Origin of the sequence: Chryseobacterium indologenes, assembly GCF_002025665.1 — a bacterium.
GTDB lineage: Bacteria > Bacteroidota > Bacteroidia > Flavobacteriales > Weeksellaceae > Chryseobacterium > Chryseobacterium metallicongregator.
Genome location: NZ_CP018786.1, coordinates 3,388,624 through 3,414,256, shown reverse-complemented (window position 1 = coordinate 3,414,256; position 25,633 = coordinate 3,388,624). Strand labels below are relative to the sequence as shown.

Sequence of the window (25,633 nt, the reverse complement as noted above, 5' to 3'; positions counted from 1 at the left end):
TCTAATTAAATTTTATATATACTGATCACGCATCACGCATCTCGTACGCCGGATCTCAAATCTCAAACCCTCCGACACTCTCACCCAATTACCTGTGATCAAATCTTTTTGACAACCTGTCGCCCATAAACTGGATGAAGAAAACCAAAAGTACAAGCAGAATCAATACCGTATTCATAATGACAATATCATATCCGATATATCCATACTGGTAGCCCACCTGTCCAAGTCCACCTGCACCTACGGCACCACCCATTGCTGAGTAACCTACTAAAGTAATCAAAGTGATGGTTGCATTATTGATTAATGAAGGAAGTGCTTCAGGAAGCAAAACTTTTCTGATGATCTGTAATGGAGAAGCTCCTAAAGCTCTGGCTGTTTCTATAAGACCATGAGGAACTTCAATAAGGCTGTTTTCTACAAGTCTTGCAATAAAAGGAGCTGCACCCACACTTAGTGGAACCAAAGCAGCATTTACTCCAATAGAAGTACCTGCCAGAATTCTGGTAAAAGGAATCATCCATACAATTAGAATAATGAAGGGAATGGCGCGGAAAATATTAACCAAAATAGAAAGCCCTCTATGATAGGCTGCATTTTCCAGCAGTTGGCCTTTTCTTGTTAAAAATAACAGTATTCCTACCGGAAGACCCAGTGCAAATCCAAAAAATCCGGATAAAAATGTCATATAAACCGTTTCCCAGGTTCCTTTTGCCAAAAGGGCAATTACCGTATCACTAAGCATATCCTTTTACTGTATTTTGAATTTTATTTTGGTTGAAATAATAGATCGCCTGTTGGTTTTCTTCAGTTTCACCTTGAAGCTGCAGCAGAAGTTTCCCGAAATTGGAATTTCCAAAATACTCTACATCTGCCTTTAACAATTTATAAGGGATTTTATATTGGTTGTATAGTGTTGAAAGAATTTGTTCAACACTGATATTTTCGTTAAGTTCTATTTCGACCAGCGGAAATAAACCTTTTTTAGGTTCTTTCTGTAGTCTGTTGCTGAGTTCCTGTGGCAGGGTCATGATGTCTGAATTGATGAACTGGCGGATGATCGGGTTTTCTTTATCCGAAATAATCTCGCTCAACGTTCCTTTTGTTAATAATTTTCCTTTATCGATCACAGCAACGTGGTTGCAGACCGCTTTGATGACTTCCATTTCGTGGGTAATTAAAAGGATGGTAATTCCCAGTCTCTGATTAATATCTCTTAAAAGCTGCAGAATAGACTGCGTGGTAGCAGGATCCAGTGCGCTGGTTGCTTCATCACAAAGCAGAAGGTGAGGATCATTGGCCAAAGCCCTTGCAATGGCAACTCTTTGTTTCTGCCCTCCGGAAAGGCTTTTAGGATAATCGTTGGCTTTATCCTCAAGTCCTACGATTTTCAGTAATTCATTGACTTTTCTGTTGATTTCGTCCTTACTGGTATGATCCAGTTCAAGAGGAAGCGCTACATTATCAAAAACAGTTCTTGAAGAAAGAAGATTGAAATGCTGAAAAATCATTCCGATTTTTTTACGCTCCTCAGCCAGTTGTTTGGAACTCAGTTGGGTAAAATCTTTTCCATTAATGATAATCTGTCCTTCATCCGGTCTTTCCAGGAGGTTAACGGTACGTATCAGGGTACTTTTTCCTGCACCCGAAAATCCTATAATTCCTACGATATCTCCTTTATCTATGGTAAGACTTACCTTATCCAGTGCTTTAAAAGACTGTTTTTTCTGATGAAATGTTTTTGATATGTTTCTGATTTCTATCATTCTGATTTTATATACTTTTTTAAATAGGCTGATATCTTCTGCCTGTTCTGTTTAAAAATCTCCTTACTCTTCTGATTTTGACCTTTGACCGTTTTGAAAGTCTGAAATATTTGGTGACATTCGTTAGAAGTACTCCCAGCAATATAACGAATAAACCGTACAGCTGACCTCCATTGATGCTTTGGTTGGCAATAATCCAGCCTGCAATCACTGTTACAATAGGATTGATGTAGGTATGGGTGCTTACCAAAGCAGCGGGTTTTACGGACAGAAGCCAAATGTACGACAAATAAGCGACTATCGATCCAAAGAAGATCAAAAATAGAACTCCAAACCATGCCGATAACGGAACAGCAGAAACTGAAAAATCAGTCCATTCTTTTCTGAAAAAAGCAATGAGAAAGGAGGCTAATCCTGCTATGATAAGCTGTTGAGCAATATTCATAAATGTAGATTGAGAAGCCGGATTTTTCTTTGAATATAAAGAACCTAATACCCAGGCAATAGAACTTAATCCCAACACTACAAACGCAGTAATACGTAAGTTTCCATCTGCCAATGCATGAGCATTAGAATTTACACTACCTTTTAAAAACATAATCAATCCTGCAAAACCAATTACCAATCCTATCGGAATAAATTTATCTGAAAAATAATATTTCCAGTTCTTTTTGTCGATAGCAATAAACCAGAATGGCCCTGTTGCAATCGAAATAGCAGCCTCAGAAGCCGTTACATATTGTTCTCCCCAGGCTACTAGCCCGGTTCCTCCGGTAAGAATAAGAATACCGGTAATTGCATTTTTCTTCCAGTTGATCAGAGAATTTGCTTTTTCTCCTTTAGAAAGAAGATATCCTATCATCAGAATTCCGGCAACCAGAAATCTTAATCCTGAAAGAATGAATGGCGGAAAACCTTTTAAGCCAAATGAAATAGCTAAAAACGTAATTCCCCATATCACATAGATGTTTGTAAAAGCCAATGGAATCAACCATTTGTTTTTAGAATTGCTCATTTTTATTTTTTTGATGTTGTTGTGTTCAATAAAAAAAGGCTCTACCACGTGGTAAAGCCTTTGAAAATATATCTATATAAAAGTAAGGTCAACCACAGTATTCTTGATGTATAGGCATACAGATATCCTTCATCATATTTTTGATGGTATGTTTCTTAATTGTATTATTGTTTGATTTTGCCTTCATTTTGTTTTATTTCCTGAATACGTTTGCAAATATATAATTTAATTTTTATTAGTCTACTAAAAAAGTAGGTATTTTGAATATTAATTTATTGTTAATGATTTAAATTACTGTTTGGCAGTATTTTACAATTTAAATATTCACTCATTTATTTTAATTTTAAAAATATTTTTAATGCCTTTTATTTCAAAAAATAGAGAAAATATCATTTATTTTTAATTATTAAAAATGTAATATAAATTGAAATTTATGAGAATTGAATAATTTTTATATTGTCATGGGTAAAATAGATAGAAATTTATTCTGGTGCATTTTTATTTTGTAGATTATTTATAAACCTAATGTGTGTATTGAGGGAATTCCAATCAAATCTGTGAATTTTAAATTAAATTATTATCAGATCAAAGAGACAAGATCATTGGACCTTTTTGATTTATTAAACTAGTTAAATGCACAGGATTTCTGTTCACTGTAATTTAGCATCAAAATTAAAAGACATGGACAATAGAATTTTAGGTCTGCATCATATTACTGCTATTGCAGACAACGCCAAAAGAAATTTAGATTTTTATACCAAAGTTTTAGGTGTAAGACTGGTAAAGAAAACTGTAAATTTTGATGATCCTGGAACGTATCACTTCTATTTCGGAAACGAAAACGGAACACCGGGAACCATTCTTACTTTCTTTCCATGGGAAGGAATAGGAAAAGGAAATAATGGAAGTGGTATGGCTACTCATATTGGATATTCAGTACCCAAAGGAAGTCTTGAATTCTGGAAAGATCATTTACAAAGCTTACATGTAGCTACAGAAGAGGGCGAAGTCTTCGGAGAAAAAATGATTTCTTTTAAAGATCCGGACGGGCTTCAGTTACAGTTGATAGAACCGCTTAGTGAAGACAACAGAAAAGTATGGACAACAGATGATATCAAAGATGAAAATGCCTTGAAAGGGTTCCATAATGTTACATTAACCTTAAAAAAGGCAGATCCTACCATCAAAGTTCTGACGGATATTTTAGGATATGATTTGCAGAAACAAGATGGCGAAAGATACAGATTGGCAACTGATGCCATTGATACGGCTAATATTGTTGATATTATTGAAAATGATACCATTCCGGCAGGTAGAAATGCAGCGGGAACCAATCACCACATTGCATTCAGAGTAAAAGATGATAATGTTTTGATGGAGTATCGTGAGAAAGCGTTATCTGCGGGATTAAGCATCACTCCGAAGATCAACAGAGATTATTTTTACTCACTGTACTTCCGTGAGCCGGGAGGCGTTTTGTTTGAAATTGCAACCGACAACCCGGGATTCACCGTAGACGAACCTTTGAATGAATTGGGCAAAAATCTGAAACTTCCCGTTCAATATGAAGGAATGCGTGACAAAATAGAAGGAGTACTGCCGAACTTATCATAGATCATCGGTCATATTTTAGAAAGATGCTAATTTTGAATTAAGAATTAAAAACAAGAAAAATGGAAAGAACAGAAATAGTTTTAGAAGGAAGAAAAGGAGAGATTCAGCTTTTCTCAGACGATCATAAAGCAGGTAAAATGGATATTTCAGTCATTGGAAAAAAACTGACTGTTTACCATACCGAAGTAAATCAGGAATATGAAGGAAAAGGTTTTGCAAAAATTTTACTGGAAAGACTGGTTTCCTATGCAAGAGAAAATGATTTGAAAATTTTACCGTTGTGTCCGTATGTTCACGCCCAGTTCAAACGTCATCCGGAAGAATATAATGATGTATGGTTGAAGGAAGAGCTATAGTGAGTTTGAGAGGCGGGTTTCGGGATGCGGGTTTTCGAGATTCGAGTTTGAGAATCGGAGGGTAATAGGGTTTGAGAGTCTTGAGCTAAAAAATAGAAGTGAAAGACAAACGATGCATAAAGCTACTCTCGCGCTTATCAACCCGAATCCCGAAATCTCGCCTTCCATCATAATAACCAATTAACAATTTCAACACAATGAAACTTATCACAGGATTGCATCACGTAACGGCAATTACCGGCAATGCACAGGAAAATATAGACTTTTATACCGGAGTTTTAGGACTTCGATTAGTAAAAAAAACGGTCAATTTTGATTACTCAGATGTTTATCATTTTTATTTCGGTGACGAATACGGAACACCGGGAACCATTATGACCACTTTTCCCTATGGCAAAGATTTGATCAATGGAAGACATGGTAAAGGAATGCTCAATACCACTGCTTTTTCAGTTTCTTTAGAAGCCCTGGATTATTGGATGAATCGTCTGGAACAATTCAATATTCCTTTCAAGCAGCCGCAGCAAAGATTTTCTGATGAAGTTTTCATTTATCTGGAAGATTTTGACGGGCTAGGGCTGGAATTGGTTTTTAATGATAAAGACGAAAGAAAAGGATATTACAACGGCTATATTCCAAAAGATTATGCAATCAAAGGGATTCATCACGTGGAAATCTGGCAGGATGCTTATGAAAGAACAGCTGCACTTCTGACGACTCAGATGGATCATAAAGTGATCAAAGAAAGTCCTGACCGATTGAGATTAGGAACAGAAAATATGCCAGGGAAATACGTAGATCTGCTTTCTACTCCCAACGCTTTGAAAGGATTAGCCGGAAGAGGTACTGTTCATCATGTAGCTTTTGCCACTCCAGATGCAGAATCTCAGCTGGAAATGGTAAAAAGATTAAATGCATACGGACTGGAACATACTGAAGTGAAAGACAGAAAATATTTTACTTCTGTGTATTTTAAAGAACCGGGAGGTGTTTTATTTGAAATTGCAACTTCCGGCCCCGGATTCGATGTAGATGAAGAGGCCGCATTTTTAGGAGAAGATCTCCAATTGCCACTACAGTTTGAAAAAAGAAGAGAACGTTTGAATGAAGTTCTTCCCAAAATCGATTATCCAACAGAAAAATTCAGATAGAAATAATGAGTCATATTTTAAATATAAAAACAGCAGGCATACCATTGAATCAGGCAGAAAAAGCTTTGATCATGGTTCACGGACGTGGAGGAAGTGCTCAGGATATTCTGAGTTTATCACAGCATTTAAATGTAAAAGATTATGCTCTGTTAGCGCCACAGGCACTGAATCACACCTGGTATCCCTTCTCATTTATAGCACCCGTGGAACAGAACGAACCATGGTTGTCATCAGCCCTTGAAATGGTTGATGAAACAGTAAAAGCCACAGTAAAATCCGGAATTCAACCTGAAAATATCTACTTTTTCGGATTTTCTCAGGGAGCCTGTCTTACCCTTGAATTTTTAGCACGAAATGCTCAGAAGTTTGGTGGAGCAGCAGCCATTATCGGTGGAGTGATAGGAGATAAAATCAACCGTGAAAATTATAAAGGCGATTTTGCAGGAACTCCAATTTTTCTGGGAACCAGCAATCCGGATTTTCATGTGCCCGTAGAAAGAGTATATGCTACAGCCAATATTTTAAGAGAAATGAATGCGGAGGTAACAGAAAAAGTATATGCCAATTTCGGACATTCTATTAACGAGGAAGAAATTGAAATAGCTAATTCAGTGATATTTAAATAATTTAACCACAAAAGTCACAAAAGATTTGATAAGCTAATATTGAATTTATGACAAGGACACTTAAGTTTTATAAAAATCTTTGATTTTTCTCTTATGTGATCTTTATATTGTATGTTATTAAACTTTATAAACATTTTAAAATAAAAACTTTGTGACTTTTGTGGTTATTACATTTTAAGTAATCAAGTAAAGTGGAGATTCCTACGGAATGACAAATATTACGTTTTATCTATCCGTACACTTTGTCATTCCGTAGGAATCTATCCAATGCATAAATTAACATTTAATAAAGATGAGCTTTAGCCCGCCTTACAATAAATAATCAATCCACTAGCTTTAGCCAAAACCTAAATAACCAGAATCTAAAAACTAACCTCTAATTTCTAACTTCTAAAAAACATGCACGAACAACTACTTTTAATATTAGGTCTTTTATTACTGGTTATGCTGCTGGTCATGCTGGCACAGCGGATCAAAATTGCCTATCCTATCTTTCTGGTTCTTGCCGGTTTGGGAATCAGCCTTATTCCCGGAGTCCCTGTTTTAAAGCTGGATCCGGAGATTATATTTCTGATTTTTTTACCACCTCTTTTATACGAAGCGGCCTGGTACACTTCATGGAACGATTTCTGGAAATGGAAACGTCCCATTAGTTTGTTGGCATTTGGATTGGTATTTCTGACCTCTCTGGTAGTGGCTTATACTTCACAAATGTTGATTCCTGGGTTTACATTGGCATTAGGGTTTTTATTGGGAGGAATTGTTTCGCCACCGGATGCTGTAGCAGCCACAACCGTCTTAAAAGGATTAAAAGTTCCCAAGCGTACGATTGCCATTCTGGAAGGAGAAAGTCTGATTAATGATGCCTCTTCACTGATTGTTTTCAGATTTGCTCTGGCAGCTGTAATGACAGGGGCTTTCTCAATGCATGAAGCGACTGGACAGTTTTTTCTGGTAGCAGGAATGGGTGTTGTCATAGGAATCGCAGGAGCGCATATTTTTTATGCTATTCACAGGTTTTTACCCACTACACCCGCTATTGATGCGGCACTTACTGTAATGACTCCTTATATTTTGTTTCTTTCAGCAGAGCATTTTCATTTTTCGGGAGTGATGGCTGTGGTGAGCGGAGGATTGTTTATGTCTTTCCGTGCTCATGAAATTTTTAAAACAGGAACCACTAGAATTAACATGACAGGAGTCTGGAACACCCTTATTTTTGTGATGAATGCTTTGGTTTTTGTATTAATAGGGCTCGAACTTCCGGATATCATCAATGGATTAGGGGGAATTTCTTTGATGGAAGGAATCAAATATGGTTTAATTATCAGTTTGATTGTCATTGTTGTACGTCTGTTGTGGATTTATCCTGTGGCTCATCTTCCAAGATGGTTCAGTGAAAAAGCTCGTCGTGATCCTAGTCCGGGATGGAAAAATCCGTTGATTATAGGCTGGGCAGGAATGAGAGGAGTGGTTTCCCTTGCAACAGCCTTGTCAATACCGGTTATGATGAATTCACAAACTGAATTCCCGATGAGAAACCTGATCATTTTTATCACATTCGTAGTCATTTTTGTGACATTGGTGTTTCAGGGACTTACCTTGCCTTTAGTTATTAAATTAACTAAAATAGGAGAGATTGATCATATCCTTCCTTCTCATGAACAGCAGGCCGGAATTCAGATGAGACTGGATAAACTTGCCGTTCATAAACTTGATAACGAATACAATGAAGCGGTGAACAGCAATGGTCTGCTGGAGAATCTTAAAAAGGCACTGGAAAGTGATATCAAACTTCACCAGAATCATTTAAGTTCTATTGAAATGTGTGCCAACAGGCAAAATGATATGGCAGAATATCACAAAGTAATGCTGGACATATTTGCCCTGCAAAGAAAGGAACTGTTTAAAATGAAACGAGAAAAACTCTTCAGTGATGATGAAATCAGAAAAGCAGAATCCCAACTGGATCTTAATGAACTGAAAATTACAGGGAATAAACATTTGTAGGAGCGGTTCGGAAGGTGGGTTTTGAGTTTGACAGTCGGAGGGTTTGAGAATATTAGAGTTGTTAGTGTGGAAGCGGGTTTCGAGATTCAGATTATTGAGTGGGAGCATTTGGGAGTAAAAGTGTTTAGATTCCTACGGAATGGACAAACTAAGCACTTTATTTATCCGCACACTGTGTCATTCCGCAGGAATCTAGATCGTCATTTTACCCTTCGTGAACAATATAAACATTAAACATTAAACTCTGAACCTTGAACTTTGAATTTTAAACTTTAAACAATATGAAAACATTACATTTTTTAGTCATTGGAAAAAACCAGGAAATTCTGGATACTTTAAAAAGAATTATAGAAAACAATGAAGGCTGGACAGCAGAAATCCAAAGCGATCAAGGTTTCTGCTATGAATACATAAAAAATAATAAAGTAGATATTGTCCTTTTAAGCTCTGGCTTAGAAGATGATTTTGAGAAAGATATAAAAATATTCTGTGCCGGTTTAGATAAGGACGTTAAAGTAATTGATCATTACGGAGGCGGAAGTGGACTTTTAAAGAATGAAGTTTACAGTCTTTTTCCTAATTTGCAGGGATAAACCTACATTATGTTCGAAAATATCATCAAAAATATTACACGATTTATCTCCATCACTCCGGAAGAAGAAAAAACTTTTACAGATCTGCTTGTTTGCCAGTCGTTTCCAAAGAAAACGGTTTTACTCAGAGAAGGAGAAATCTGCCAGTTTGAAGGGTATATTCACAAAGGATGTGTAAGAATGTATTGTTTGGATGATAATGGTTCTGAAGTAACGTTACTGTTTGCCATCGAAGACTGGTGGATCAGTGATATTGCCTCATTTCAGGAGCAGAAACCTTCTAAAGTGTATATTGAAACGCTGGAAGATTCGGAAATCTATATGCTAAACCCTTCAACGAAAGAAAAATTATTGCAGGAAGTTCCTAAATTTGAAAGAGTTTTCAGAATGCTGGTTCAGAGAAATCTGGCAACCCTGCAGAGCCGACTGGTTAATACCATTTCCAAAACCGCATCAGACAGATACCTTGAATTTATCAAAGTATATCCTTCAATTCCACAAAGAGTAGCACAATATTACATCGCTTCTTATCTCGGTGTTTCAAAAGAATTTGTCAGTACCATCAGAAAGCGTCTTGCTTCAAAGGAGAAATAAATCTTAGTTTTTATACTTGCAGATTGCAGAGATTTGCATGGGTTTTATAGGTGTGAATATTCCTGTGAAATTATAGCCACCCATTTTATCGGAAATAAAATCCTGACGCCTTAAAAATATTTAGCTTAAAAAACAACTCGCGTCTTTGCGGTTTCCAACTATTCAGCTATTTTTTGACTTATCATTCATACAGAGATTCCTACGGAATGACACAATTGCAATTGCGGCCTTACCCATGCAGTTTGTCATTCCGTAGGAATCTAGTGAAGTTATCCTTTAAATTATTATACTGAATTGAATAGTTCCTAAGAGTAAAAAGATTCTTGCAATTTCCAAAAAACTGCAATCCACTTTAGTTATACTGCCGAATACAAAAGTATCCGGCATTTTTTTTTGCTGCAAAGTCATTTATTAAACTAGTTAAATGTGCAGGGTTTCTGGTCTCTCTACATTTGTCCTATCAAACAAGAACAAACAACAATCTGATATGGACAGAAAAGATTTTTTAAAGAAAGGATTATTGGGAACAGGAATGTTTGTAGCATCAGCTTCTTTGGCCAGCGCTATGAAAAATGACATCGATGAGATCGAACCATTAGAACCGATCGGATACAATCATCTTCCCAATACAGAATCAAAAATAAAAGAAAACTCTGTTATTCACAGAGCAGACTCAAGAGGGAAAGCTGACCACGGATGGCTGTTGAGCCAGCACACTTTCAGTTTTGCCAATTATCACAATCCTGAAAGAATGCATTTCGGAGTATTGAGAGTCCTGAATGATGATAAAGTAGAAGCCGGAAGAGGCTTCGGAACACACCCTCACGACAATATGGAAATCATCAGTATTCCTTTGGAAGGTGACCTGGAACACAAAGACAGCATGGGAAATACAGCGGTGATCAGAAGTGGAGATATTCAGGTGATGAGTGCAGGAACAGGAATTATGCACAGTGAATTCAACAAAAACAGTGATAAGCTGGTAAAATTCCTTCAAATCTGGATTTATCCGAAAAAAAGAAATGTGACGCCGAGATATGATCAGATCACTTTAGACAAAACCAAAGGCCACAATCAATTTCAACAGATTCTTTCTCCTGATGCAGATGACGAGGGTGTATGGATTCATCAGGATGCGTGGTTTCACCTGGGAACTTTTGATCAGAATAAAGAAACGCATTATCAGATCAGAAAAAAAGGAAATGGAATCTATGTTTTTATCCTTAAAGGAAGCGCAGAAATAGGCGGAGAGATCATAGAAGAACGTGACGGATTCGGAGTCTGGGATATTCAGGAAATTACGATCAAAACCCTTCAAGAAGGTACAGAAATCCTTTTGATGGAAGTACCGATGACATTATAAATAAAAAATCCAACAGAAATAACAACCCTTAAATTTTAAATAATTATGAAAAAATTAATCCTATCATTTGCAGCTGGTTTATTATCATTAACTGCATCAGCTCAAAACCCTGGAAAATCATTATTAAACCCTACTAATCACGCAGTAGTGCTTATAGACCACGAAGGACAAATGGCTTTCGCTACAAAAAGCATCAGCATGGAAGAATTAAGAAATAATGTGGCATTGGTAGCAGGAGGATCAAAAATATTCAATGTTCCTACAGTGGTAACGACAGTGGCAGAAAAATCATTCAGCGGACCTGTTTTCCCTGAAATTTCAGAAGTATATCCTGAAGTAACAAGCGGATATGTAGACAGAACCACAATGAATACCTGGGAAGACACTAATGCTCACAAAGCCATCACAGGGAAAAATAAAAAGAAACTGGTTTTTGCAGGATTATGGACAAGTGTATGTATCGTAGGCCCTGTATTATCAGCTATTGATGAAGGGTATGATGTATATGTGGTAACAGATGCTTCAGGAGATATCTCCAAAGAAGCTCACGATCAGTCAATCACCCGTATGGTTCAGGCAGGAGCACACCCAATTACTTCTGTTCAGTATGTGTTGGAACTGCAGAGAGACTGGGCAAGAAAAGAAACGTACAAACCAGTTAATGATCTGATGAAAAAACACGGAGGAGCTTACGGTATAGGAATTCAGTATGCTCAGGAAATGTTAAAACATTAATGATCTGTTTCGGCAGGCTGAAAGCCTGCCGAAACCTTCAACCTTAAATATTGAAATAATGAAACTACTGAATATACTTACTCTTTCCACAGTTTTGGCAGCAGGACTCCTGAATGCTCAGAAAGCAGACATGATTATCACCAACGGGAAGATTACCACAATGGATGATAAAAATCCTGAAGTACAGGCTGTCGCCATCAAAGACCATAAAATCTTACAGGCAGGAACCAATGCCCAGATTTTAAAATTAAAAAACAGTAATACAAAAGTCATTGATGCCAAAGGAAACAGAGTGATTCCCGGTTTGTTTGACAGCCATTTGCATGTGATCCGTGGAGGAAGATTTTACAATACAGAACTTCGTTGGGATGGCGTGAAATCTTTAAAAAGAGCTTTGGAAATGTTGAAAGAACAAGCTCAGAGAACACCGAAAGGACAATGGGTAAGGGTCATCGGAGGCTGGAATGAATATCAGTTTGAAGAAAAAAGACTTCCCACACTGGCTGAAATTAATGAGGCCACAGGAAATGTTCCCACATTCATCATGTATCTTTATGGAAAAGCATGGCTAAACAAAGCAGGATTACAAGAACTGAATATCAACGGAGATACTCCAAATCCGGCACAGGGACTTATTGAAAAAGACAATAATGGAGTTCCCACAGGATTATTGGTTGCAGAGCCTAACGCATTCATCCTTTATTCAACATTGGCCAAATTACCGGAGTTGAAAGAAGAAGAAAAAATAAACTCAACCCTCCAGTATATGACGGAACTGAACAGATTAGGGATAACGGCTGTAATGGATGCAGGAGGAGGATTCCAAAATTTCCCTGACGATTATGGAACAACAGATCAGCTGAACAAAGAAGGAAAAATTACCGTTCGCTTACCTTACTATTTATTTGCTCAAAAGAAAGGTTCTGAGCTTGCAGATTATACCAAATGGATAGGAATGGTAGAGATTGATGATCATGGCCACAATGATTTTAATGAAATAGATTACCATGTGAACGGAGGTGGTGAAAACCTGGTTTCTGATGGTGCCGATTTTGAAAACTTTCTTTTTCCAAGACCAGAACTTCCCGCTACCATGGAGAAAAATATGAAAGAGGTTGTAAGTCTTCTGGTAAAAAATAAATGGCCTTTCAGAATTCATGCTACCTATAATGAAAGTATCACAAGATTTTTAAATGTCATTGAGGAAGTCAACAAAGAAAATCCTTTGAACGGATTAGTCTGGTTTATTGATCACGCAGAAACCGTTACTGAAGACAATATGAAAAGAATAAAAACTTTGGGTGGAGGAATTGCAGTACAGCACAGAATGGCATATCAGGGAGAAAGTTTCATCCACAGATATGGTAAAAAGCCGGCTTTAGCTTCTCCTCCCGTGAAAAAAATGCTTGAAATGGGAATTCCTGTAGGATTGGGAACTGATGGAACAAGAGTAGCAAGTTACAATCCATGGGTTGCTTTATACTGGATCACCACAGGAAAAACCATCGGAGGAACTCAGGTGATGGGAAAAGAAAATACGCTGGACAGAAAAACAGCCCTATCCCTTTCTACTTATGGAGGTTATGAATTAATAAAAGACTATCAGAAAGGAAAAATACAAAAGGGATATTTTGCAGACCTTACCATTTTGGATAAAGACTATTTTGAGGTTAAGGATGAAGAAATCAAAAACATCACTTCAAAACTGACAATCGTAGATGGGAAAGTAGTTTACGGAGATGAAACCTACAAAACAGCAGCTCCAGCACCGCTTCCTGTCATTCCGGAATGGTCACCCGTAAAATATTACGGAGGCTATCAAACCCAATAACCAATAGTTGATCAAAAGTACAAAAATTCCCCTCCTTTGGAGGGGTGGCGAAAATTCAAAGAATTTTTGACGGGGTGGTCTTACACGCAAAGTCATTAACAATATTAAATGCCACCAATGAGCTGTGTCAATCTGTACAATCTGCGGCTAAAAAACAAAAATCAGCTTAAAATTCATTCCAATCATGAAAAAGTTAATTCATATTATCACAAACACCAATCCGGGAGAGAAACTAATCAATATTGCACTTTTAGTGTTCAGAGTTTTACTTTCCGTAGAATTAATCGTAGCCCACGGCTTAAAAAAAATAGGAGTAGGCGTTTCAGAAGCCGAGCAGGTTCCGAACCCGTTGCACCTTCCTGAAGCATTCAACAGTCTTTTTGCGGATGCTGCCAATCTCGTATTTCCGGTATTTGTAATCTTCGGGTTTCTCACAAGAATTGCCGTATTGCCGATCTTGGCTGTGACTCTTACAGGATATTTTATTCTCCATTGGAATGATGCATTATTGGTGAAAGACACTCCCTTTATGTACAGTTTATGTTACCTTTTTCTACTGTTTATGGGTGCTGGGAAATATTCTTTGGATCATTATTTAACAAAGAAATCATTATGAAAAAACTGATTGTCATTGTACTGTTGTTGCAGATTTTTATTCCAATTCAGCTCTTAGCTCAGTTTAAGCTGATGAGGTTTGATGAAGAGTATGTGGCATACAAAGACTCCGCAAAAACTTTTTATAACTCCATAAAATACATCCCGATTGCAGAAAACAATAACAAATATCTGTCATTGGGAGGAGAAGCCAGACTTGAATTTGTAGACTTTAATAATGAAGATTGGGGAAGAATGGATATTGGAAGCAATCCTTTTCTGATTCAAAGATACACGATACATGCAGATCTGCATCTGGGCTCACGGGTAAGAATTTTCGGGCAGGTGAGAAGTGCATGGGAAAATGGAAGGAAAAATGGACCAAGACCGATTGATGAAGACCATCTGAATATTCAGAACCTCTTCATTGATGTCGATATCCTGAAAAATGATAAAGAAAAACTGACCGTACGTGCAGGAAGACAGGAATTGGACTATGGAAGCGGAAGACTGATCTCCGTAAGAGAAGGTCCGAATTTAAGACTCTATTTTGATGGATTAAAATTCATGTACAAAAGAGGAAATTTCAGATCGGATGCCTTTATGATGGCTGCCAGTGAAATAAGTCCGGGAGCGTTGGATAACAAATCTTCGAAATCAGTCAACCTTTGGGGAAGTTACAACACATGGATTATTCCCAAAAGCGGAAATCTGGAGCTCTATTATCTGGGGATCCACAGAAAGGATGTACGCTTTGAAGACGGACTTTCAGACGAAAACAGACATACTTTTGGCGGAAGATTCTGGAAATATGGCGGTGGCTTTATCTACAACTTTGAAGCAGCCTATCAGTTTGGCAATTTTAATAAAGGAAATATCAGCGCATGGACAGCTTCTGCAGATATCGGATATATGTTTGAAAATGTAAAAGGAAAACCCACCATCAATCTTAGAAACGATTATATTTCAGGCGACAGCAATAAAGGAGACGGAACATTAGGGACATTCAATCCTCTGTATCCGAAAGGTGGATATTTTGGATTTAATCCTCAGATAGGTCCGGTGAATTTAATTGATATTCATCCCTATGCAACGATTGATTTAGGTAAAAAAATAACGGTGCAGGCAGACGTAGTTTTCAACTGGAGATATTCTACCCAGGATGGAATTTACAGGCCCAGCGGAACATTAAACCTACCATCTTCAAACTCAAAAAAGAAATACATCGGAACGGCTTTCTTGGGAAGTTTTAATTATAAAATCAATTCATTTTTAACCTTTAATACAGGAATACAATATTTCAATACCGGAGCTTTCATCAACGATGTCATCGATAACCACAAAGACGGACTCTTTATCAACTCCAGAATTGTATTTAAGTTTTAAAAAAATATAGGGAATTTGAAAGTTAATTGAACAATTATCCCACATCAATGTACCTTTCCATCCCAAAAACTACCTTTGAAAAAGCAAAAAATAGCCGGAGCAAAGCGACTTGCGCCTTAAAAAAATAAAACAACAGCAAAAACTTAGTGCCTTTGCGTTATCCCAACAAACAAACATTAAAACCCGCATTTCTCAAAAAACTATCCCACATCAATGCACCTCTACATCACAGAAACTACCTTTGAAAAAACAAAAATAGCCGGAGCGAAGCGACTTGCGCCTTAAAAAATAAAACATCAGCAAAAACTTAGCGCCTTTGCGTTATCCAACAAAACACTCGCAACCCGCACCTCTCAACAAATTATTCCAGATCAATGTACTTTTCCATCACAGAAACTACCTTTGAAAAAGCAAAAATAGCCGGAGCAAAGCGACTTGCGCCTTAAAAAATAAAACAACAGCAAAAACTTAGCGCCTTTGCATTATCCAACAAAAACACACACAACCAGCAACAAAAATAACCAGCAACTAACAACAAAAAAATCTCATGAAAAATACAGTAAAACAATCACTGGTAATTGCAACATTAGCATTCTCAACATTAAATTTTGCACAAACAACCACTGCAACACCTGCAAAAACAACAGCCATCGGAACATCCAAAACCTGGGGAACTGTAGACGGTATCTCCATGGTAGGATTGGTACAGGGACCTTCTTCAGCAGATGCCCAGCTTCAGGTAGCCTGTGTTTTCGAATATACAGAAGGAGACATCTTCAATGCTCAGGCCTTACCTGCTAAATTGAACGGACTGGTTCATCTGGATGAAGCTTTAAAAGGAGAATTAACCAATATCAGAAAGGCAGGACAGTTTCAGGGACATTCTTTGGAAACCCTTTTAATTACACCACCTGCAGGATCGATGTCTGCAAAGAAATTATTATTGATTGGCTTAGGCGACCGCAACAAATTCACTCCTGATTTAATGACTTCCGTAGGAGAAGTAGCTGCCCGCGAAGCGATGAGATTAGGTGTTACCAATTTTGCCTTTGCCAGCGATCTGAAAGATGCTGGAATAGACTCTCCAACCGCTTTGGTAGCCGGAAACGTAGTAAGAGGAATTGTACATGCCAACCGTTCAGAAAATTACCTGAAAGAACACAAATTATCCACCATCAAAAAATTAGAAAAAGTATATCTTCTGGCTGGTCCAGCCTTCTTTGAAACCGCAGGTGGAGGAATTGCTGATGCCATTTCAGAAGTAAAAAAGAAATAATGAACCTAGTTTCATTACATTGTTAATTTAGCCTCCTTTTTTAAGGGGGCTTTTTAGTCTATTTATTAATTATCTTTGTCAAACTAATAACTATAAAATCTATTACAGTTTTAGATATACTTTTTTATAAATAAATATTTTAAGCTTGTATTTTTTCAAATTATGAACATAAATAATCTAATATTAATTTTTCTAATATTAATTTTAATCATCATTCTATTAATAATTTTAAATATTAAAGGTTTGGTTGAAAATGTAAATGAATCAATTAAGAAAAACTGGACCTTTATTGGAGTTTTGTTAGGAATCTCATTTATATTTATTTCTTTATTTTCTCCGTACTTCTTAACAAATATTTTAAGTGGAAAAGAATTAAATCCTAATGAGATAGGTGATACAATTGGTGGAACAATGGGACCTTTTGTTGGTATAGCTGGTGTAATTTTTACTTTTCTTGCTTTTTATATGCAAAAATTAGCAAATGATGAGATTAAAAATCAATTTATAATTCAAAAATTTGAAAGTCAGTTTTATGAGATGTTAAAACTACATAAGGAAAATGTTAATGAAGTAAAATATATTGAGGAAAATGATAAAACTTTTACGGGTAGAAGAGCATTTGAGGAATTGTATTCAGAATTAAAACACATATATAAACATATAGAGAGGTTATCTCGAGATAATTTAGATAATAATAGTATTTTAAAAAAATCTTATTTAATATTTTTCTTTGGTATTAGATCAAAACAAAATCAATTAAATTGTCAATATAAAAACGGTCTAGATATAGAAGGAACAATTACTGCAGATGATAATATTTATTTATTTTTTACTCAAAATAAGCCCATGAATATATCATACTGTTCTGGTCATTCAAATTATTTAGCTCATATTTATCGACACTTATATTTGACAGTGAAGTTTGTGGCTGATGAAGATGAAAAGATTATAAGTTATAAGGAGAAAAGAAAATATCTTAGAATTTTAAGAGCACAATTATCCAATTTTGAACAGGCACTATTATTTTATAATTGGAAAGCAGGGTTTGGTGAAAAATGGGAACAGAATGATAAAAGTAAAGTAAATAATTTTTTTACTGATTATAGAATGATTCATAATTTGAATAATGAAATGCTATTTGATAATACTATTCTAGAAGATGTTGAAGAATTTAAAAGAAGTTTAAAAAAAGAAAGTGGAAAAGAGAATGATCCATTATTTGAGTTTCAAGATTAATGTTTGTCTTATATTGAAAATACCTAATACTTATTTGAATAATCAATTGCCCTAAGATTTGAATGTAAAAATTATTAGATTAAATTTAGTTATTAGAAAAAACATATTATGTTGGAATTTGTATGGATTAGCTAAAGTCAAAAAAAATCCCGATTTTTGCACTCCTTCAATAAACCCGAGTTCATGAAATTATGTATTGCCGAGAAACCCAGTGTTGCCAGAGATATCGCCAAAGTATTGGGCGCTACCACGCCTAAACAAGGCTATATGGAAGGAAACGGCTATTGCGTGACATGGACGTTCGGACACCTTTGTACCCTGAAAGAACCTCATGACTACGGTCCACAGTTCAAATCCTGGAACCTTTTTTCACTGCCGATTATTCCCAACAGTTTTGGAATCAAGCTGATCCCGAATAAAGGCGTTGAAAATCAGTTTAAAGTCATTGAAAAATTGGTCGAAGAATGTGATGAGGTCATCAACTGCGGGGATGCCGGGCAGGAGGGAGAACTCATCCAGCGTTGGGTATTGCAGAAAGCGAAATGTAACAAACCCATCCAGCGTTTATGGATATCTTCATTGACGGAAGATGCTATTAAAGAAGGGTTTGCCAGCTTAAAACCTGCGGAAGATTATAAAAATCTGTATCTGGCCGGAAATGCCAGAGCTATCGGAGACTGGCTATTGGGAATCAATGCGACCAGACTTTTTACGAAAAAATTTGGGGGAAATAAAGCCGTTCTTTCCATTGGAAGGGTGCAAACTCCCACATTGGCCATGCTGGTGCAGCGTCAGAAAGAAATTGATGCCTTTACCACAGAAGAGTATTGGGAACTGAAAACCAAATATCGTGACGTTCTTTTCAATGCAGCGATTGACCGTTTAAAAACACTGGAACGAGCTGAAAAAGGATTGGAATATCTTAAAGTCAATCCATTTGAGATCGTTTCTTTCGAAATTAAAGAAGGGAAAGAAAAAAATCCACGACTTTTCGACCTGACCGGACTTCAGGTAGAAGCCAATAAAAAATACGGTTATTCAGCAGAAAATACACTGAATTATATCCAAAGTCTTTATGAAAAGAAGCATGTAACCTATCCGCGTGTTGATACCACCTATCTATCCGAGAGTTTATATCCGAAAATAACAGGTATTCTTCAGAAAATGTATCCTTATCAGGAGCTGATTGCTCCGTTACTGGAAGCTCCGATTCCAAAATCAAAGGCTGTTTTCGACGATACAAAAGTAACCGATCACCATGCGATCATTCCTACGGAAATTCCACCTTCTCAAAATCTGAGCAGGGAAGAAAAACTGATTTATGATCTGATTGCCAAACGTTTCATTGCCGTTTTCTATCCGGAATGTAAAATTTCAAATACATTGGTGGAAGGAAAAGTAGGAACGATTCCTTTCAAAACTAGTGGAAGACAGGTGCTTGAAGCAGGATGGAGAGCCGTTTATGCCAAAGAGCCTAAAGAAGAAGCTGCAGATAAAGACAAAGAAAAAGAGGAAGAACAAACCATCCCTGAATTTACTGTAGGAGAAACCGGACCACATGATCCTATGATTCACCAGGGAAAAACAACACCTCCAAAACCTTATACCGAAGCAACCTTGCTGAGAGCCATGGAAACTGCCGGAAAACAGGTAGAAGATGAAGAGTTGCGTGAAATGCTGAAGAACAACGGAATCGGAAGACCATCTACCCGTGCCAACATCATTGAAACCCTTTTCAAAAGAAAATACATCGAGAAGAAAAGGAAAAACCTCATCGCTACCCAAACCGGAATTCAGTTGATTGATACCATCGAAGACGAGCTGTTAAAAAGTCCGGAACTAACTGGTGAATGGGAATCCAAACTTCGTAAAATTGAAAAAGGAGAGTATGAAGCCAACCTTTTCAAAGAAGAACTGATTCAGATGGTTACCGAACTTACTGAGAAAGTAGTGTACGGAAAAGGAAAAGTAATTACCCTTCAGGAAGAAGAGAAAGAAGAAGTAAAGGAAAAGAAAAAAAGAGAACCTGCACAGAAAAAAGAACTTCAGTCCTGGGAAGAAACGAAATGCCCGAAATGCAAAGGACACAACCTGATCAAAGGAAAAACAGCAGTAGGATGTTCTGATTTTAAAAACTGCGGATTCAAAATTACCTTTGAAATTTTCGGTAAAAAATTATCCGATAAACAGCTTTTAGACCTTGTATTAAAAGGAAAAACCTCAAAATTGAAAGGCTTTACCACACATCCGGAAAACCTTGCAGAAGGTGTTTTAACTTTGAGTGATGATTTTCAGGTGCAACTTGGTTAATCAATAGTAAGTCTCACCTAAACATTATCCAACCATCTTAATTCACGATTCAGAAAAATCAGGTTAAATAGCATTCATTGTTGAGTGGAGAATACGGGATTCGAAACCGCAACCTTTTGACTGCCAGTCAAACACAATAGCTTTTGATATACGCTATTTATATGAGCTTCCTCTTCAAGGATAATGAAATGATGGCTAGAACTCTCTACACCGATAGATGATACAATTTTAGACATGATCACATTTTATCGGAGATAAAATCTTTGCGCCTTAAAAACATACAATTTGGAAAACAACTTGCGCCTTTGCGTTTTCCAACAATCTTCCGGCTTTTCATTTATACAGAGATTCCTACGGAATGACAAACTATACGGATAAACTAAGCATTGTATTTGTCATTCCGTAGGAATCCAGCCTTATGTTTTCACAGTTTTTTATATAAATATTCCAGGAGAAGAAGTGAGAATTCATAGGTTACCGGAACAACCTCTCGTACCAGCCTCCAACATCACTTTTAATTTCTTCATGATGCTTACATAAAATAACTGCCAGTTCCAGTTCTGATCTATCCGATTTATAAGGATTCAAAGTAAGAAATCCAAAGAAGTTTCCGTCCTGATCCAGAATTGCCGGAGGATAAGAAGCATAGGAATTCCATGGAGAATAGGCGCTGTACGTACTCCCATAATTTCCATATGTATTCCAGATGGATTTTGAACTGAAGACATTTCCGTAATCGCTGAACTTGTTCCAGATCGAATTTTTATCAAAATTATCACAGTTTAGGCATCCCAGATACTGATCCTGATCTGCACCGCCATACAAATGCAGCGTTTGTGCCTGAAAACAGAATCCTGCCAGTAAACCTAAAAGTTGTAAAAACCTTTTTAAACCCATCATAAAGCTTTCCTGCAAATCTAACCTTTTGAACTGAAAAATTTTGATTATTGCTGAATAAAACGACACACAACAAAACGTTACAGGTTTTCAATACCTATAAGGTTTAAATATTCATATAGAGATCAAAGAGCAGCATAAGTTTATATCAGTTCCCTCAAAGCTTCCTGACACTGGAAATTTTTAATCTTTATATTCTTTAATCTTTAAATCAATTTCTACCTTTACATTCAAATTCAAAAGTAATGACACCAGAGAAAAGAAAACTCATCACAGACAGCTTCAACCGTTCGGAAACCTTGAAATTCTATAAAGCAGAACTGCTGGGAGTAGAAACCGATTTTATATCCATGAAAATCCCTAAAATGGAAATGATGACCAGAAAAGCAGGAATGTTTAACGGAGCGATGATCGCCTCTCTGGTGGATGTTTCTTCAGGATATGCTGCTGTGAGCCATTATCCGGAAGACTGTTATGTAGTAACCGTTGAATTGAAAGTGAATTATCTTCGTCCGGCAATGGGGGATGCTTTGGTTTCAAAATCCTATGTTATCAAAGGTGGAGGTAAAATTGTTGTCGTGAGAACGGAAATTTATGTTCAGACTGAAGGTTCGGACTCGGAAAGTCATGTAGCGACCTCATTAGTCACCATGATGAAAATAAAATAAGACGTTACGGGAAATAAAAGACAAAATATTCCTTCAATAAAGGGTTTCAAAGCATTATTTTTTCCGGAATGGAATGGCTTTTGCTCGACAAACCCCATAAACATTAAAAAATATCACAATGAACTTAATTATCCGACTATTTATTACGGCAATTGTAGCTTATCTTTTAACTAAAATCTTGCCGGGAGTACATTTTGAAGGGTTTTCTTCAGCCATTATCTTTGCTATTGTGCTTGGGGTTCTTAATATATTTGTAAAGCCTATTTTAAGTCTGTTCGGCCTTCCGTTAACGATCCTTACCTTAGGATTCTTTGCCTTGGTAATCAATGCCGGAATTATCCTGATTGCAGACTATTTCATAGACAGCATGGTTGTAGATGGTTTCTGGTGGGCATTTATCTTCAGTATATTATTGTCAATCGTAACTTCTCTTGCGAACTCAATGTTCTCAGATGGAGATTAATTAAAATCATAAAAGATCAAAATAAAAAATCCGCTCAACGAGCGGATTTTTTTATTTTTTAATGAACTTCAATAACACGAGGTCTTCTTTCGAATCTTTAAGTCTTAGAAAATAAGATCCCGAACTAAGCTGATTAACGGTAATTTCTTTTACAAACGGATCCTTTACAACAGTCTTTCCGGTCATATCTATAATCTCATATTCTTTGAAGTTCCGGTCAGTATTTAGTTTTAAAATATCTGAAACAGGATTCGGATAAACTTTGATTAAAACGTTGTTATTTTTAGATATCGATTCATTAGTCGTTAGAAATAAGCATGAAGGCGGAGTTGTTATTACACCATCCGTAAAATCATAATACAAAGTACTTCCCATCGGAATCAGATTAGTGCTGATGGTGGCAGGAATATTCTCAAATAGAGTGCAATTATTAAAACGGACATTGGCACTTTCAAAATCTTTTGTAGTTTTATACCATGATTCACATCCTGTAGGTTGCATGACAACTCCGGGCCAGAATGTATCCATTGCAAATCCGTCTATAGAATTGGGACTAACCATGTCAATCATTACGCAGCTTCCTGAAGTCCATGTAGAAGGGATTTTAAAATAAATAGCAGCTGTAGGAATATTTCCAGTGTAATACTTTTTACTGATTACAGGAGAAGAACTTCCTTGTCCGTTAACAAGAAATGCCTTGATCTCTTTATTCTGATCAATAGAAATCTGCACATTATTTACGGCAGAGGAAGAACTAATCGTCGGAGTGCTTCCGTCAGTCGTATAATAAATAGTCCCGTTTCCATTAATAGTGACCTGATAAGGATTATAATAATGATTGGGAAAAGGACTCATCGTAAGCTGTGAAAAAAAGAATGAAGACACACAAAGTGAAGAAAAAAGTATAAATTTTTTCATATTAAATGGGTATTAGTTTAGTTTTTATAAAATTAGTGAAATTCACTAGTAAATAAATTATTTATTTTTCAATTTTAGGAAACTTAAATGTTAATTCTTTAGTCCGTTTTTATTTTAAATATTAACTTTGGCAATCTTTGAATTTAATAAAAGGATGTAGGAAATCAGCTGATTTTGTACATCCGTTAAAAATGAATATCAACATATGAAACTTAAGTACAGCCTGCTGGCTTTGGCAGCTCCGCTTTTAATGAATGCACAACAAGTAATGACGCCTGAAATTCTTTGGACTTTGAAAAAAGTTGGGGTACAGGCAGTTTCACCAGATCAGGGTTCCCTTATCTACAAAGTAGGACAGGTAGACCTGAAAACAGAGAAAACGAAAAATGAGAACTATTTTCTGAATGTTCTTAATCATCAGTCTTCTAAAATTGATTTCGGTAAAAAAGCCCTTATTCAATGGGATAAAAACGGAATTTATGCGCAGGAAGGTGATAAAATCTATCTTTCTAAAGATGCCGGAAAAACCTGGACAGAATTTTATACGATTGGTGAAGCTGATAACGTTGTAATTTCTCCGGACGGGAAGAAAATTGCTTTCAGCAAGCAGGTATTGGTAGAAAAAGTGATGGGGAAAGATAAATTCAGTGATACTCCTAAAACGACAGCACAGGTTTACACAGATCTGAACCACAGACACTGGGATTATTTCAATGAAGGAAAATATAACCATGTATTTGTTGTGAATACAGCCGATAAAGTAGAAGGAGCGAAAGACCTTTTGGAAGGGAAAACATGGGATTCTCCTCAGAGACCTTTTGGTGGTGCTGAAGACTTTATCTGGAGTCCGGATTCTGCACAGCTTTTATATGTTACAAAACCTAAAAGTGGTAAAGAATATTCTACAAGCACCAATACAGATATCTTTGCTTACGATCTGGCATCTGGTACAACCAAAAACCTTACAGAATCCAACAAAGGATATGATGTAAACCCTAAGTTCAGCCCGGACGGAAAATCTTTAATCTGGCAGAGTATGGCCAGAGACGGATATGAAGCAGATAAAAATGATGTGAAAATCTTAGACTGGAAGTCAGGGAAGACCACTAATCTTACTTCAGGATGGGATGAAAGCGTTTCAGGAGATGTACTTTGGGGAGCCGATTCAAAAACAATCTACTTCACAGCAGCATTCAGAGGAACAAAACAGCTTTTTGCTTTGGATTCAAAATCAGCAAAAATACAGCAGATCACCAAAGGAGATTTTGACGTCAACGAAATCTTTACAGACAATAAAACTTCACTTTTAGTAGGAAGAACAGATGTAAACCATGCTACAGAATTATTCTCTGTAAACGTTAAAAACGGAGAGATGAAGCAGGTAACTGAAGCAAACAAAGAAACATACGCTAAGTTAGCTCAGGGGAAATCTGAACTTAAGATGGTGAAAACTTCAGACGGTAAAGAAATGGGGGTGTGGTTCCACTATCCACCGAACTTTGACCCAAATAAAAAATATCCTACTTTGGTATACTGCCAGGGTGGACCGCAGTCTGCTCTTACTCAGTTTTTCAGCGTAAGATGGAACTTTGCTCTTATGACTGCTAACGATTATATCGTAGTGGCTCCAAACAGAAGAGGGATGCCAGGCTGGGGAACAAAATGGAACGAAGAGATTTCAAAAGACTGGGGCGGACAGCCAATGAGAGATTATCTTGCAGCAACAGACTTTGCGAAAACTTTACCTTACGTAGATGGTGACAGAGTAGCAGCTGTAGGAGCTAGTTACGGAGGATACAGCGTATTTATGTTAGCCGGAATCCATGAGAACAGATTCAAAACATTCATCGCTCATGATGGTTTATTTGATATGAAATCCTGGTATCTGACTACAGAAGAACTTTGGTTTGCGAATTGGGATCTTGGTTCTCCATGGGAAAAACCACTTCCAAAAGCCTATACAGAATTCAACCCAAGTAACTTTGTAGAAAAATGGAACAAACCAATCATGATTGTTCAGGGAGGAATTGATTTCCGTGTTCCTTACGAGCAAGGGCAGGAAGCTTTCCAGGCTGCAAAATTAAGAGGATTAAAATCTAAACTGGTTTACTTCCCGAACGAAAACCACTGGGTACTTCATCCACAAAACGGATTGGTATGGCAGAGAGAATTCTTTGATTGGCTGAAGGAAACTTTATAAGATCAATAAAAATAAATATCAATAGGAGCGG

At 36.8% G+C, this 25,633-nt stretch carries 23 protein-coding genes; 18 read left to right on the top strand and 5 right to left on the bottom strand.

The window, feature by feature from the left end:
* Positions 1-88: 88 nt before the first annotated feature.
* The 3 genes from metI to BUE84_RS15395 are packed head-to-tail and all read right to left on the bottom strand — an operon-like array spanning position 89 to position 2,781.
* Entirely contained in the window at positions 89-745 is a 657-nt protein-coding gene (metI, locus tag BUE84_RS15405; protein ID WP_079242434.1) for a methionine ABC transporter permease MetI, read from the bottom strand.
* Entirely contained in the window at positions 738-1,766 is a 1,029-nt protein-coding gene (locus BUE84_RS15400; protein WP_079242433.1) for a methionine ABC transporter ATP-binding protein, read from the bottom strand. The genes metI and BUE84_RS15400 overlap by 8 nt, the downstream gene beginning before the upstream one ends.
* A gap of 19 nt (positions 1,767-1,785) precedes the next feature.
* A complete protein-coding gene (locus tag BUE84_RS15395; protein WP_145953267.1) occupies positions 1,786-2,781 on the bottom strand; it encodes an EamA family transporter in 996 nt (331 codons plus the stop codon).
* A 681-nt stretch (positions 2,782-3,462) separates the two neighbouring features.
* Between BUE84_RS15395 and BUE84_RS15390 the strand changes: the two genes are divergently transcribed.
* The 15 genes from BUE84_RS15390 to BUE84_RS15315 all read left to right on the top strand — a co-directional run bounded on the left by BUE84_RS15390 (position 3,463) and on the right by BUE84_RS15315 (position 20,456).
* Positions 3,463-4,395, top strand: a complete 933-nt coding sequence (locus tag BUE84_RS15390; protein WP_167595396.1) for a ring-cleaving dioxygenase — start codon at positions 3,463-3,465, stop codon at positions 4,393-4,395.
* Between the two features lie 59 nt (positions 4,396-4,454).
* Positions 4,455-4,751, top strand: a complete 297-nt coding sequence (locus BUE84_RS15385; protein WP_079242430.1) for a GNAT family N-acetyltransferase — start codon at positions 4,455-4,457, stop codon at positions 4,749-4,751.
* A 197-nt stretch (positions 4,752-4,948) separates the two neighbouring features.
* A complete protein-coding gene (locus BUE84_RS15380; RefSeq protein WP_079242429.1) occupies positions 4,949-5,902 on the top strand; it encodes a VOC family protein in 954 nt (317 codons plus the stop codon).
* Between the two features lie 5 nt (positions 5,903-5,907).
* Entirely contained in the window at positions 5,908-6,528 is a 621-nt protein-coding gene (locus tag BUE84_RS15375; RefSeq protein ID WP_079242428.1) for an alpha/beta hydrolase, read from the top strand.
* A 399-nt stretch (positions 6,529-6,927) separates the two neighbouring features.
* Positions 6,928-8,538, top strand: coding sequence for a Na+/H+ antiporter (locus BUE84_RS15370; RefSeq protein WP_079242427.1), 1,611 nt, complete (start codon positions 6,928-6,930; stop codon positions 8,536-8,538).
* Positions 8,539-8,819: 281 nt separating this feature from the next.
* A complete protein-coding gene (locus BUE84_RS15360; protein ID WP_079242425.1) occupies positions 8,820-9,131 on the top strand; it encodes a hypothetical protein in 312 nt (103 codons plus the stop codon).
* A 9-nt stretch (positions 9,132-9,140) separates the two neighbouring features.
* Positions 9,141-9,725: a Crp/Fnr family transcriptional regulator gene (locus BUE84_RS15355; protein ID WP_079242424.1), complete on the top strand. Its 585-nt coding sequence runs from the start codon at positions 9,141-9,143 to the stop codon at positions 9,723-9,725.
* A gap of 487 nt (positions 9,726-10,212) precedes the next feature.
* Entirely contained in the window at positions 10,213-11,088 is an 876-nt protein-coding gene (locus tag BUE84_RS15350; protein ID WP_079242423.1) for a pirin family protein, read from the top strand.
* 45 nt (positions 11,089-11,133) lie between these two features.
* Positions 11,134-11,823 (top strand): hydrolase, encoded by a 690-nt coding sequence (locus BUE84_RS15345; protein WP_079242422.1) that lies wholly within the window; start codon positions 11,134-11,136, stop codon positions 11,821-11,823.
* Between the two features lie 58 nt (positions 11,824-11,881).
* The gene (locus BUE84_RS15340) at positions 11,882-13,654 is read left to right on the top strand and encodes an amidohydrolase (RefSeq protein WP_099049850.1); all 1,773 of its coding nucleotides are present in this window, start codon (positions 11,882-11,884) and stop codon (positions 13,652-13,654) included.
* Positions 13,655-13,838: 184 nt separating this feature from the next.
* Positions 13,839-14,270, top strand: coding sequence for a DoxX family protein (locus tag BUE84_RS15335; protein WP_079242420.1), 432 nt, complete (start codon positions 13,839-13,841; stop codon positions 14,268-14,270).
* Entirely contained in the window at positions 14,267-15,634 is a 1,368-nt protein-coding gene (locus tag BUE84_RS15330) for an alginate export family protein (protein ID WP_079242419.1), read from the top strand. The genes BUE84_RS15335 and BUE84_RS15330 overlap by 4 nt, the downstream gene beginning before the upstream one ends.
* Before the next feature lie 547 nt (positions 15,635-16,181).
* Positions 16,182-16,910 (top strand): M17 family peptidase N-terminal domain-containing protein, encoded by a 729-nt coding sequence (locus tag BUE84_RS15325; RefSeq protein ID WP_079242418.1) that lies wholly within the window; start codon positions 16,182-16,184, stop codon positions 16,908-16,910.
* Between the two features lie 162 nt (positions 16,911-17,072).
* A complete protein-coding gene (locus tag BUE84_RS15320; protein WP_079242417.1) occupies positions 17,073-18,146 on the top strand; it encodes a putative phage abortive infection protein in 1,074 nt (357 codons plus the stop codon).
* 183 nt (positions 18,147-18,329) lie between these two features.
* Complete coding sequence (locus BUE84_RS15315) at positions 18,330-20,456, top strand: type IA DNA topoisomerase (protein ID WP_079242416.1); 2,127 nt, start codon at positions 18,330-18,332, stop codon at positions 20,454-20,456.
* A 474-nt stretch (positions 20,457-20,930) separates the two neighbouring features.
* Here the strand turns inward: BUE84_RS15315 and BUE84_RS15310 are convergent, their stop codons facing one another.
* Positions 20,931-21,356, bottom strand: coding sequence for a hypothetical protein (locus BUE84_RS15310; protein ID WP_202971500.1), 426 nt, complete (start codon positions 21,354-21,356; stop codon positions 20,931-20,933).
* Positions 21,357-21,598: 242 nt separating this feature from the next.
* On the opposite strand from BUE84_RS15310, the gene BUE84_RS15305 reads away from it, so the two are divergent.
* Both BUE84_RS15305 and BUE84_RS15300 read left to right on the top strand, forming a co-directional pair.
* Positions 21,599-22,021 (top strand): PaaI family thioesterase, encoded by a 423-nt coding sequence (locus tag BUE84_RS15305; protein WP_079242415.1) that lies wholly within the window; start codon positions 21,599-21,601, stop codon positions 22,019-22,021.
* Between the two features lie 118 nt (positions 22,022-22,139).
* The gene (locus BUE84_RS15300; protein ID WP_047388083.1) at positions 22,140-22,484 is read left to right on the top strand and encodes a phage holin family protein; all 345 of its coding nucleotides are present in this window, start codon (positions 22,140-22,142) and stop codon (positions 22,482-22,484) included.
* Between the two features lie 51 nt (positions 22,485-22,535).
* Here the strand turns inward: BUE84_RS15300 and BUE84_RS15295 are convergent, their stop codons facing one another.
* Positions 22,536-23,402, bottom strand: a complete 867-nt coding sequence (locus tag BUE84_RS15295; RefSeq protein WP_079242414.1) for a chitobiase/beta-hexosaminidase C-terminal domain-containing protein — start codon at positions 23,400-23,402, stop codon at positions 22,536-22,538.
* Between the two features lie 205 nt (positions 23,403-23,607).
* Between BUE84_RS15295 and BUE84_RS15290 the strand changes: the two genes are divergently transcribed.
* The gene (locus BUE84_RS15290; protein WP_079242413.1) at positions 23,608-25,602 is read left to right on the top strand and encodes a S9 family peptidase; all 1,995 of its coding nucleotides are present in this window, start codon (positions 23,608-23,610) and stop codon (positions 25,600-25,602) included.
* The last annotated feature ends 31 nt before the right edge of the window (positions 25,603-25,633 follow it).

Coding starts and splice junctions, on each gene's coding strand:
- BUE84_RS15340 (WP_099049850.1), top strand. CDS start 11,882: ATGAAACTACTGAATATACTTACTCTTTCCACAGTTTTGGCAGCAGGA.
- BUE84_RS15305 (WP_079242415.1), top strand. CDS start 21,599: ATGACACCAGAGAAAAGAAAACTCATCACAGACAGCTTCAACCGTTCG.
- BUE84_RS15380 (WP_079242429.1), top strand. CDS start 4,949: ATGAAACTTATCACAGGATTGCATCACGTAACGGCAATTACCGGCAAT.
- BUE84_RS15300 (WP_047388083.1), top strand. CDS start 22,140: ATGAACTTAATTATCCGACTATTTATTACGGCAATTGTAGCTTATCTT.
- BUE84_RS15375 (WP_079242428.1), top strand. CDS start 5,908: ATGAGTCATATTTTAAATATAAAAACAGCAGGCATACCATTGAATCAG.
- BUE84_RS15335 (WP_079242420.1), top strand. CDS start 13,839: ATGAAAAAGTTAATTCATATTATCACAAACACCAATCCGGGAGAGAAA.
- BUE84_RS15290 (WP_079242413.1), top strand. CDS start 23,608: ATGAAACTTAAGTACAGCCTGCTGGCTTTGGCAGCTCCGCTTTTAATG.
- BUE84_RS15310 (WP_202971500.1), bottom strand. CDS start 21,356: ATGATGGGTTTAAAAAGGTTTTTACAACTTTTAGGTTTACTGGCAGGA.
- BUE84_RS15355 (WP_079242424.1), top strand. CDS start 9,141: ATGTTCGAAAATATCATCAAAAATATTACACGATTTATCTCCATCACT.
- BUE84_RS15330 (WP_079242419.1), top strand. CDS start 14,267: ATGAAAAAACTGATTGTCATTGTACTGTTGTTGCAGATTTTTATTCCA.
- BUE84_RS15400 (WP_079242433.1), bottom strand. CDS start 1,766: ATGATAGAAATCAGAAACATATCAAAAACATTTCATCAGAAAAAACAG.
- BUE84_RS15360 (WP_079242425.1), top strand. CDS start 8,820: ATGAAAACATTACATTTTTTAGTCATTGGAAAAAACCAGGAAATTCTG.
- metI (WP_079242434.1), bottom strand. CDS start 745: ATGCTTAGTGATACGGTAATTGCCCTTTTGGCAAAAGGAACCTGGGAA.
- BUE84_RS15350 (WP_079242423.1), top strand. CDS start 10,213: ATGGACAGAAAAGATTTTTTAAAGAAAGGATTATTGGGAACAGGAATG.
- BUE84_RS15390 (WP_167595396.1), top strand. CDS start 3,463: ATGGACAATAGAATTTTAGGTCTGCATCATATTACTGCTATTGCAGAC.
- BUE84_RS15325 (WP_079242418.1), top strand. CDS start 16,182: ATGAAAAATACAGTAAAACAATCACTGGTAATTGCAACATTAGCATTC.
- BUE84_RS15320 (WP_079242417.1), top strand. CDS start 17,073: ATGAACATAAATAATCTAATATTAATTTTTCTAATATTAATTTTAATC.
- BUE84_RS15395 (WP_145953267.1), bottom strand. CDS start 2,781: ATGAGCAATTCTAAAAACAAATGGTTGATTCCATTGGCTTTTACAAAC.
- BUE84_RS15315 (WP_079242416.1), top strand. CDS start 18,330: ATGAAATTATGTATTGCCGAGAAACCCAGTGTTGCCAGAGATATCGCC.
- BUE84_RS15345 (WP_079242422.1), top strand. CDS start 11,134: ATGAAAAAATTAATCCTATCATTTGCAGCTGGTTTATTATCATTAACT.
- BUE84_RS15370 (WP_079242427.1), top strand. CDS start 6,928: ATGCACGAACAACTACTTTTAATATTAGGTCTTTTATTACTGGTTATG.
- BUE84_RS15295 (WP_079242414.1), bottom strand. CDS start 23,402: ATGAAAAAATTTATACTTTTTTCTTCACTTTGTGTGTCTTCATTCTTT.
- BUE84_RS15385 (WP_079242430.1), top strand. CDS start 4,455: ATGGAAAGAACAGAAATAGTTTTAGAAGGAAGAAAAGGAGAGATTCAG.